This is a genomic window from Bacteroides sp. (assembly GCF_029057325.1).
Lineage (GTDB): Bacteria > Bacteroidota > Bacteroidia > Bacteroidales > Bacteroidaceae > Bacteroides.
In genome coordinates, this window is sequence record NZ_JAICZW010000156.1 from 17,322 (window position 1) to 27,178 (window position 9,857).

9 protein-coding genes are annotated in these 9,857 nt (G+C 49.3%); 4 read left to right on the forward strand and 5 right to left on the reverse strand.

The features are described from left to right. Window positions 1–11: 11 nt before the first annotated feature. The 4 genes from K2G43_RS10055 to K2G43_RS10070 all read right to left on the reverse strand — a co-directional run bounded on the left by K2G43_RS10055 (window position 12) and on the right by K2G43_RS10070 (window position 4,148). Entirely contained in the window at window positions 12–1,115 is a 1,104-nt protein-coding gene (locus K2G43_RS10055; RefSeq protein ID WP_300154765.1) for a hypothetical protein, read from the reverse strand. 35 nt (window positions 1,116–1,150) lie between these two features. Further along, on the reverse strand, window positions 1,151–3,379 hold the full coding sequence (locus K2G43_RS10060) for an ATP-dependent RecD-like DNA helicase (RefSeq protein ID WP_300154768.1): 2,229 nt from the start codon (window positions 3,377–3,379) through the stop codon (window positions 1,151–1,153). Window positions 3,380–3,535: 156 nt separating this feature from the next. Further along, on the reverse strand, window positions 3,536–3,685 hold the full coding sequence (locus K2G43_RS10065) for a hypothetical protein (RefSeq protein ID WP_297645448.1): 150 nt from the start codon (window positions 3,683–3,685) through the stop codon (window positions 3,536–3,538). Window positions 3,686–3,701: 16 nt separating this feature from the next. Continuing rightward, window positions 3,702–4,148: a DUF6078 family protein gene (locus K2G43_RS10070; RefSeq protein WP_297645445.1), complete on the reverse strand. Its 447-nt coding sequence runs from the start codon at window positions 4,146–4,148 to the stop codon at window positions 3,702–3,704. Window positions 4,149–4,634: 486 nt separating this feature from the next. Here K2G43_RS10070 and K2G43_RS10075 point away from each other — a divergent pair, with 486 nt between their 5' ends. Both K2G43_RS10075 and K2G43_RS10080 read left to right on the forward strand, forming a co-directional pair. Then, window positions 4,635–5,033 (forward strand): FKBP-type peptidyl-prolyl cis-trans isomerase, encoded by a 399-nt coding sequence (locus tag K2G43_RS10075; protein ID WP_297645400.1) that lies wholly within the window; start codon window positions 4,635–4,637, stop codon window positions 5,031–5,033. 61 nt (window positions 5,034–5,094) lie between these two features. Further along, the gene (locus K2G43_RS10080; RefSeq protein ID WP_300154772.1) at window positions 5,095–6,492 is read left to right on the forward strand and encodes an alanine/glycine:cation symporter family protein; all 1,398 of its coding nucleotides are present in this window, start codon (window positions 5,095–5,097) and stop codon (window positions 6,490–6,492) included. Window positions 6,493–6,543: 51 nt separating this feature from the next. Here K2G43_RS10080 and K2G43_RS10085 read toward each other — a convergent pair whose 3' ends face one another. Next, window positions 6,544–7,953: a hypothetical protein gene (locus tag K2G43_RS10085; protein ID WP_300154775.1), complete on the reverse strand. Its 1,410-nt coding sequence runs from the start codon at window positions 7,951–7,953 to the stop codon at window positions 6,544–6,546. A gap of 191 nt (window positions 7,954–8,144) precedes the next feature. Here K2G43_RS10085 and K2G43_RS10090 point away from each other — a divergent pair, with 191 nt between their 5' ends. Beyond that, entirely contained in the window at window positions 8,145–9,359 is a 1,215-nt protein-coding gene (locus tag K2G43_RS10090; RefSeq protein ID WP_300154778.1) for an exonuclease SbcCD subunit D, read from the forward strand. Next, a partial coding sequence (locus K2G43_RS10095; protein ID WP_300154781.1) for an AAA family ATPase occupies window positions 9,356–9,857 on the forward strand: 502 nt, incomplete at its 3' end. The genes K2G43_RS10090 and K2G43_RS10095, both read left to right, overlap by 4 nt.

Here is a 9,857-nt window from a genome sequence, read left to right on the forward strand (position 1 = left end):
TATTTGCAAAGTTACTGGCATGATGTATCAGTTTCCGATACAGCCACATATTTTGAGTCTATCGAATATAGAATTTCATTCAGGCCTTCTACTCTCGCGTGGTCATAGAACTCTATAATGTACCGACGATAAAGGTAATCAATCCACTCGTTGAGATTAGGAATGCCTGTCGTATTCAAACAGCTACGCATCAATGGGAACAACTCTTCGTATGTGATGTGTTTGAAGGTTTTCAATCCGGCAGGTGTCAGTTTGGATTCATATTCGTCCCAGACTTCCGAGAAATGTCCGTTATCCTTTGGAAAAACAGTCAGGCTTGTAAATTCTGAAAGTTGGTCATCGGGATTCGCAGACAATCCAAGAATCATGGATGCGCCAAGAATATGGTTTCGCCATATTTGGCGGTAGCGGTTGGCGACAACATGGGATGCCAGCCGATCTTTATCTTCAAAAAGAACATCCGCCAGACATTCATTCTTGAACCAGCCGCAGTCATTGCTCGGTTTGCTATAGTTGTCGGCAAGATGGATGCCGAAAGCATTGTGCGTCTCATTCCATTCCTTTGAGTTGCGTTTCATGGGATATTCCTTTTCCGTATATTTCACTTCGATACCAATACCACCCTTTTCACCGGGATTTGCTCCCATTGGTGTATATTCAATATAAGCATCAAAGGATGTGCCATCGGAAAGACCTTTGGGGTTATACTCGATGTTTATCTTGCTGATAGTAGCGATTCGTTCCTCTCCGAGAATACGATTGAACAGGCGAGCAGTTCCCTTTAAGTCATACTGCATTGGAAAGAACACGTTGTATGGAATGTGTTCGCTACGCAAAAGATTTGTAACCATTTGCCCTTTTGTCAAAGACGCTTCTTTGTCAACTTCTTCCGTTATCTCTTTTCGGAATCCGCTGAAAAAAATGCGATAGAGGTTGTTCTCATCACGGCAATCTTTCCAATTCAAAGAACTTCTCACCTCAATCTTATATTCCTTGCCATTCTTCCGGATAATACGGATGGGGAATCTATCAGCGGCAATGTCAATCTCCGGGTCATTGACCTTGAAATCTATTTGCTGTTGTCTGGCTATTGCCTTAAATTCAGCGTGTTTCATAATCTATCTTATTGAGAAGATATAATACGATGATTCTATTTCTTTCCATATTCAGTGCTTTCTTCTGCCACCATACCATACTCTGTTTGCGTTGGAAGCACATATTCTTTAGGTTGTGTGGCACTGCCGGATTGTGCCAATGCCGGATTCAGCCGTTCCTTCAATTTCGTGTTACGTTTAAGCACAGACATATTACGGATGGCGAAGGACAATGCCTTCTTTGTTCCTACCAGCACACAGATTTTCTTGGCACGGGTAATGCCTGTGTAGATTAGATTGCGTTGGAGCATCACATAGTGGGTCATCAAGACCGGCATAACGACTATGGGATATTCCGATCCTTGCGCCTTATGGATGGTCGTTGCGTAGGCTAAGGTCAGTTCATCCAGCTCTGAGACCTCATACTCCACCAACTTGCCATCGAAGTCCACTTGCAGAGTTCGGTCTTCCAAGTTCACTTTCTCCACATATCCCAAGTCGCCATTGAACACATCCTTATCATAATTGTTGCGAAGTTGCATCACCCGGTCGCCTTGACGGAAAGAATAGCCGCTGCGGTTCAATGCCAACTGAGAGGTGTTCAGTACGGCTTGTAGGGCTGTGTTCAGATTGGTAGCACCGACCACACCCCGCTGCATGGGGGTAAGGACTTGGATGTCGCTTGCCGGACGTTTATATGCCTTGGGCAAGCGTTCCTTTACCAAATTGACGATGGTTTCGGCCACCTGTTCCGGTTCTTCCATTTGCATAAAGAAGAAGTCGGTCTGCTTACCGTTGCTGATGTCGGGGAATTGTCCCTTGTTGATGGCATGGGCACTCATGACGATTCGGCTTGCCTGTGCCTGCCGGAAGATACGGGTCAGCCGGATGACGGGAATCTTTTCGGAATCGATGATGTCACGAAGCACGTTCCCGGCACCCACACTGGGAAGCTGGTCGATGTCGCCCACCAATACAAGGCGCATATCCGCAGGCAAGGCTTTCATCAGGTTGTTCATCAGTATGATGTCTATCATGGAACATTCGTCCACGATGAGCGCATCTCCTTCCAACGGGTTCTCGTCATTGCGCTTGTAACCATCTTTCGGGTTGTATTCCAAAAGTCGGTGGATGGTCTTTGCTTCCATACCTGTCGCCTCGCTCATGCGTTTGGCGGCACGTCCTGTAGGTGCGGCAAGCAGGATACTTAGTCCCATACTCTTCAAAGCAGCGATGATTCCTTGCGTAGTGGTGGTCTTTCCTGTGCCGGGACCACCTGTCAATACCATGACCTTGGAGGCGACCGCCTCACGGATGGCCTTCACCTGCACTTCATCATATTCGATGCCGGAGGCTTTGGATATGGCAGCGATGTCCAGTGCCTTTTGGAAGAGATTACCTTCTGCATGATTCAATAGTCCGCTCAAACGATTGGCTGTTCCTACTTCGGCATAATAGAAAGGTGGCATATACAGAGCTTCGCCGTCTTGTATCAAGTCTTCGCTCTGTAACATCTCTGCCATTGCCTGACGGATGGATTCTTCATCGGCTTCCAACAGTTCGATGGCCGCTTTCAGAAGTTGCACCTCTTCGGCATAGACGTGTCCTTCTTCCGAAAGGCGGCTGAGTGTATAGGTAATGCCGCTCTTGCAACGGCGCAGGTCATTCTTCTCATAACCCATTTTGGCAGCTATGCCGTCTGCCGTCTTGAAGCCGATGCCCCAAATGTCATCTGCCAGTTTATAGGGATTGTTTTTTACGGTATCGATACTTTCTTTCCCATATTGCCGGTAGATTTTGGCCGCGTATGCGGTGCTGACTCCATAGCCTTGCAGGAAGAGCATCACATTCTTGATGTCCTTCTGCTTCTCCCAACTCTCGGCTATCTTCTCCACCCGTTTCTTGCCGATGCCGGGCACTTCGTAGAGTCGTTCAATGTCGGTCTCAATCACGTCAATGGTTTCTAATCCGAAATGGCTGACGATAAGTCGGGCGAACTTCGGGCCGATGCCTTTTACTAATCCGCTACCTAAATATTTCTCAATACCGTAAGCTGTTGCGGGCATAACCTCTTCCCACGACTGGCATAAGAATTGGCGACCATATTTTTTGTCTAACTTCCAGTCGCCTTCACACAATAGGACACTGCCGGCGGGTACTTCCAACAAGTTGCCCACAAGTGTCACAAGGTCACTGAAACCTTTAACCTTGACTTTCATGACCGAATACCCGTTTTCAGGATTTTGGTAAGTGATACGTTCTACTACGCAACGAAGCTTTTGCATTTGTTTCTCCTATTTGTTTTTATTCCACATCATAATTGGGTTTCTGTTTATTGCCGCATAACCATTTAATTCGGTTGAAGGATTTGATATATTGTTGCTACATTTACCGTAGTTGTAGTAGAAATACGATTGTCAACAAGTCATTTTTTCCGCTTCCTATACTACCAACCCGATTACCCCGTTTTGGTACTCCCACTCCCATGCTTTGGGAATGTGGCTCCCACGCTTTGGCAGTGTGGCTCCCACGGCTTGGGAATGTGGCTCCCACGGGGTGGGAATATCGCTGCCAAAGCGGAGGGCTGACATTACCGCTACGAGGCAATCAGTCGGAGATAAAGTCGTAGAGGTCGCGATACTCGTCAAAGTGCAGCCCGTCCGTATAGCCGTGGCAGCGGAAGAGGTCGATAATCCACTTCTGCTGCTCGGGTGTGAGGAGGCGTTCGCCGTGGTGATAGCGGTAGTAGGTGGTGTTTCCGCCCAAGTACGCCTTGATGCGGTCGCGCAGGGGCGTGTCGTCTTTTTTCTTCACTTCGGCGAAGAGGGCGCGGAATCCGTAGGCGGCGTGGATGATGCGCGTCTGTTTGTAGCATACGCAGGTGTCGCCTTGGCGTGCCGTGGGATAGACGGCAGGGCCGCTTACCCATCCTTTGGGAAGGTGTTTTCCGGCGAGGTAGCGGGCGCAACTGTCCGCCTTCGGGCAGTCGCCTTGAAAGCAGCGGTTGTAGGAAGGGGGAATTTGTTCGGGGGTCAATAAGATGTTTGTCTCCATATCTTTGTTTCTGATTATGTTTTACGATTGGATGCTGATTGGCGGTTGAGCTCTTCTTTGTTGTCGTGGAGCTGCATGAAGAGGCGCTCACACTTTTGCTTGTAGGCATTCATCAACTCCTCCAGTAGGGGCTGCGGTGTCTCACCGCAGTATGAGTTAGTAGAATCGCTTGTTCTACAAGAACTACTTTAATGCGATTTATATCATCCTTCATTATTCCTCTTTTTTTATGGTGTTGAACACAAAATTAATGTTTTTCTTTCTAATCAAAACTATAAATAGTGCTATTTGTGTTGTATAATAGTAGATTTCGGCTATTTCGTTGCTTCAGATTCCACTTTCCCTTGCCGTTTCCCATCTTTCGATATTGCGTCGTCCAACAGGTGGTGTCTGAAAATTTATATTGCCACAAATGCAAGAATTTTATATCTTTACAGACTCATTAGTGAACGAAATTGTACTTATCTATCTAAACAACATCTATTTATGAGCAAACAAGCTTACATACAAACCAACAAAGAGTGGCTGGAAGCAAAAGCCAAGGAAGAGAACGTAAAGGCTCTTCCGAAAGGAATCTATTACAAAGTGATAAGTGAAGGGAAGAATGACGGGAAGCACCCTACCCCTCGCAGCATCGTCACCGCCCACTACACCGGCTGGACCATCAATGGGAAGAAGTTCGACAGCAGTCGCGGAGGAACACCCATCGCCTTCCGCCTGAACGAACTGATAGAGGGCTGGATCGTGGCGATGCAGCAAATGTGCATCGGAGATAAATGGGAGATTTACATTCCTGCCGAAATGGGATATGGCAAGTTCTCGCAACCGGGCATTCCCGGAGGCTCGACATTGGTGTTTGAAATTGAATTGCTGGGGATAGCGTGATAGCGGTCTTCGACCATAAGCAGAGAAAATCATACTTTTGTATCAGCTATAAACGGAAAATATGGAAATCATCAATCTAATCAACGACATCCTTTGGACGTATGTCCTCATTGTCCTTCTGTTGGGCTGCGCCCTCTGGTTCAGTCTGAAAACCCGTTTCGTGCAGTTCCGCATGCTCAAAGAGATGATGCGGGTATTGGGAGATTCGGGAGGAAAGGACAGAACAGGCGGAAAGCATATCTCCTCCTTCCAGGCGTTTGCCATCTCCATTGCCAGCCGTGTGGGAACGGGCAATCTGGCAGGAGTAGCCACCGCCATTGCTGTGGGAGGTCCGGGAGCCGTGTTCTGGATGTGGGTCATCGCTTTGCTGGGTGCCTCCAGTTCGTTTGTGGAATCTACGCTGGCACAATTGTATAAGGTAAAGGGCAAGGACTCCTACATCGGCGGTCCTGCCTACTATATGCGCAAAGGGCTGAAACAGCCGTGGATGGGCACGCTGTTCGCCATACTTATCACCATTACTTTCGGTTTCGCCTTCAACTCCGTGCAAAGCAACACTCTTTGCGCTGCCTTCGAGGGGGCTTTCGGGTTCAACCACGCCACGGTGGGCGGCATCATCACCGTGTGTACCCTGATTATCATCTTCGGCGGCGTGCAGCGCATCGCCAAAGTGAGCAGCATCCTTGTTCCCGTCATGGCATTGGGCTACATCACCCTGGCACTCGCCATTGTCCTGCTGAACATCGGGGAACTTCCGTCCGTGATTGCACTGATTGTCAGCCACGCCTTTGGTTGGGAACAGGCATTGGGAGGAGGCATCGGCATGGCACTGATGCAAGGCATCAAGCGCGGGCTGTTCAGCAACGAAGCCGGTATGGGTTCCGCCCCCAATGTGGCGGCAGCGGCACACGTCAGTCACCCCGTCAAGCAAGGGCTGATTCAGACATTGGGTGTCTTCACCGATACGCTGATTATCTGTACCTGCACCGCTTTCATTATCCTTTTCAGCGGCGCGCCACTGGATGGTTCCGCCAACGGCGTGCAACTGACCCAACATGCGCTGACCAATGAGATAGGTGCGGCAGGCGGCATTTTCGTAGCCGTCGCCCTCTTCTTTTTCGCCTTCAGCAGCATCATCGGAAACTACTATTACGGCGAGGCCAATATAAGCTACCTCACCCGCCGGAAATGGGTATTGAATGTTTACCGTCTGCTGGTGGGTGGCATGGTCATGTTCGGAGCGCTCGCCACCCTCGACCTCGCCTGGAGCCTTGCCGACATCACGATGGGATTGATGACCATCTGCAACCTTATCGCCATCAGCCTGTTAGGGAAATACGCGTTCAAACTGCTGGAAGATTATCGCAAGCAAAAGCAAGCCGGCATCAAAGACCCCGTATTCACCAAAGACCGGCTGAGAGAGATAGAAGATGAATTGGAATGCTGGGACGCAGACTGAAAAGCGTCCCAAAACGTTTCCAAAACATCCGCACAACCTCCGCCCGCATTCTCATTTTACCGCCAAATCCACTTCGATGGCAGCCGGATAGAGTCTTTCGGGATCGAAGAAGGCGGCACAACTATTGATAAGATGCTTGACATCAGTAGCCACCATACCTTTGAACTTTTCCATCCCGTTCACACAGAGCGTTACCTCTTTTGAAAGATCCACCAGCTCAGGGCTCAAAAAGAGGGTAAACTTCCCCTCTGTGGCCGGCACATAAATACAATCAAACGTCATCTCTATTCCCCAGTTCGGGTCTGTCTCTCTGGTGTTATATTTCACCTCATACACCGCAACGTTTATCACATTCTCCTCTATCCTCATATCGTAATAAGTACGGTAGGGAGCATTGCAAGAACGTTCGGTGACATACAGGTTGTAGAAACCCTTGCGATAGACACCGTCCATCTCAAAGTTCTCCCACATCACCCGTTTCGGATAAGGATCGCGTACTTTCGTTTTGAGCCACGGTGTAGTCTTATCATAATCGATGGAATGTCCCATACCGGGAACAAGCTCTATCCAATGCACGAAACTTCCCGGATTGGCCTCAGCCATGGCATCAAAAGCCTCTTTGACATAACCGGTCAGCGTATTGCGGTAGAAGCCATTATCCTCAGCCCCCGTACGGAGAGAGAAAGCGATGTTGCGGCAATTCGTCACCGGAGCGTTCTTCAAGGGTTCGCCACCTGCCATGGGGCCCGCCCCCGCAAGATAATCGGCATAGAACGAAGCCAGACGCTGACTGCCATATCCCCCTTCGGAAATACCAAAGAAATAGACTTTGTTAGGATTTATCTTTCCGGTCACGAAGGCCAGACGCAACATTTTCTCCCACGCAAACTGTTTCGCTTTCTGATACCAACGATAATAATCGCCCACATTGGGTATCTGAGGAATGAAGTATGCCGAAGGGGCATCATCGAAGCTTTTGCACAATTTCAGCCCATTGCTCCATTCCCTATCCCTGTTACCGGAACCGTGTATATAGAGGTAAAGCGGATAGCCCCCATCGGGTTCATCTCCCTTATATCCCCAATAATAGGGCATCACCGCATCCGGTTCAAGCGCTTCCGGCAGCTTCCATTTACCGGAACGATCGCCCAAAGCTGCAAAGTCGATGAACTTTTCTTCATTGCATTTCTCATTGGCTTCGACCCACTTCTGCCACACCTTCTTGCGCATAGCAGCCACATCGTCCAAAGCCATCGGACTGCTGTCCGTCCAAAGCGCACTTTTCCCTTCTATACGGTCACAGAAATAGGAGACGACTCCTTCTCCTGAGCAACCTTCTTCTACCGGATTCTTCGATGTACCCGCATTACTATTCGCATCCTTAGATGCACAGCCCATAAACAACAGGGCCATCGACAAACAAAGGCTGCCACCAGCCATAAACAAACCTGTCTTTCTCATTAATTATTCAATATAAGATTTTACTTTCGGAAAACCGGACGTATCCGTTCCTCTCTGTCTATTATGACAACAAAAATAAGGATAAAATATCAGACTTAGATACGCTTTCGGGAAATTTCCAAACTATTCGTTCCAAACATTGTAAGTATTAAGAATAAATTCTACCTTCGCATTTTAAACCCCAGAAACCTATGAAGATACTGCATACCAGCGACTGGCATTTGGGACACAGCCTCTACAACTACGACCGCACCGCGGAACAACAAGCATTCCTTGAACAGCTGGCCCGCATCGCGGTAACAGAAGAACCCGATGTGCTGGTGGTGAGCGGAGACATTTACCACTACTCCACCCCTTCGGCTGCCACCCAAAAGATGTACACGGAAGGCATGCTCCACATACACCGCGCATGCCCCGAAATGAGAATGATAGTAACCGCAGGAAACCACGACAGCAGTTCCAAACTGGAGATAGACAGCAGCCTCTGGAAGCACTTCGGCGTGAACGTGGTGGGAAGCATCGAACGTTGCCAGGAAAAGGTGAACCTGGAAAAGCACATCCTTGAAATAAAAGACAAGGAGGGAAACAGAAAAGGGTACGTCATCGCCGTGCCGCACATCTATCCGCAAAACTTCCCCGCACTGGATGCCGACACGCCCCGTGAGGAACGTGCCTCCCGCTTTTTCCAAACCCTATTGGACGAGACAAGAAAACGGAATACGGAAGGACTTCCCATCGTACTGATGGCGCACCTCACCATCGAAGGCAGCGACCGGACAGGACACAGCGAAAGCATCGGAGGCATCGAGAGCATCGGTCTCCGCGAATTGGGCGAAGGGTACGACTACCTGGCACTCGGACATATCCATTGCCCGCAAGAGGTCAAAGGGAGCAACCGCCGCGCCCGCTATTGCGGCACTCCCCTGCCCGTCAGCTTCGATGAAACCTATCCGCACTCCGTCTCCATCATCGAGCTGGACGGACACGAAGAACCACAGATAAGAACCGTCAAGATAGAGAATCCGATACCGCTCGTAACACTTCCTCGTGAGCCGAAGCCTTTTGAAGAAGTCCTCAAAGAGCTGGAGGAGTATCCTGCCGACAAGCAAGTTTACCTCCGCCTGAACGTACTCTTAGACGGAAACTACCTGGCACCCGATTGTCACGAACGTGTTCTGAACGCGACCAAAGGCAAAGCCTGTAAATACTGTTACATCAAGTCCACCCGCGAAAAGCTGACGGCAGAGACCGATAAGAAACACCTCTCCATTCAGGAGATTCAAGCAAAATCACCCTTAGACATCGCCAAACTCTATTACCGGGAAACCGAAGGAGAAGAGATGGACGAAGAACTATGCGAACTGATGAGCGAAGTATTGCGACAAGTAAAAAACAACCACCCATGAAGCTTCAGAAACTGACCATCAAGAACCTGGCATCCATCGAAGATGCCGTCATCGACTTTGAAAACGGACCTTTAGCAGAAGAGTCATTGTTCCTGATATGCGGCGAGACGGGAGCCGGCAAGACAACCTTGCTCGATGCCATCTGTCTGGCACTCTACAACGAGACACCGCGCATGAACCGCACGGCCAACGAAAAGTACAAAGACTCCGCCCAATCCTTTGCCAACAAAGAAGGAACGGCACAGGTAAACGACAACCGGCAACTGATGAGAAGAAACACGGGAGAAGCGTGGGCGGAGCTGGAGTTCATCGGAACCAATGAGATACCCTATACCGCCAAATGGTACGTGGCGCGTGCCCGGAAAAAGACCAACGGCAGCCTGCAAGACGTGAAATGGACATTGGAGAACCGAAAGACACACCTCCTGCTCAACAAGAAGACAGAGATACCCGCTGAAATACAGGCCGCCATCGGGCTGAACTTTGAACAATTCTGCC

What these genes read in the sequence shown, in the direction of transcription:
- K2G43_RS10085 (WP_300154775.1), bottom strand. Translation starts at nt 7,953, where the DNA reads ATGAGAAAGACAGGTTTGTTTATGGCTGGTGGCAGCCTTTGTTTGTCG.
- K2G43_RS10055 (WP_300154765.1), bottom strand. Translation starts at nt 1,115, where the DNA reads ATGAAACACGCTGAATTTAAGGCAATAGCCAGACAACAGCAAATAGAT.
- K2G43_RS10065 (WP_297645448.1), bottom strand. Translation starts at nt 3,685, where the DNA reads ATGTCAGCCCTCCGCTTTGGCAGCGATATTCCCACCCCGTGGGAGCCA.
- K2G43_RS10090 (WP_300154778.1), top strand. Translation starts at nt 8,145, where the DNA reads ATGAAGATACTGCATACCAGCGACTGGCATTTGGGACACAGCCTCTAC.
- K2G43_RS10070 (WP_297645445.1), bottom strand. Translation starts at nt 4,148, where the DNA reads ATGGAGACAAACATCTTATTGACCCCCGAACAAATTCCCCCTTCCTAC.
- K2G43_RS10075 (WP_297645400.1), top strand. Translation starts at nt 4,635, where the DNA reads ATGAGCAAACAAGCTTACATACAAACCAACAAAGAGTGGCTGGAAGCA.
- K2G43_RS10080 (WP_300154772.1), top strand. Translation starts at nt 5,095, where the DNA reads ATGGAAATCATCAATCTAATCAACGACATCCTTTGGACGTATGTCCTC.
- K2G43_RS10060 (WP_300154768.1), bottom strand. Translation starts at nt 3,379, where the DNA reads ATGCAAAAGCTTCGTTGCGTAGTAGAACGTATCACTTACCAAAATCCT.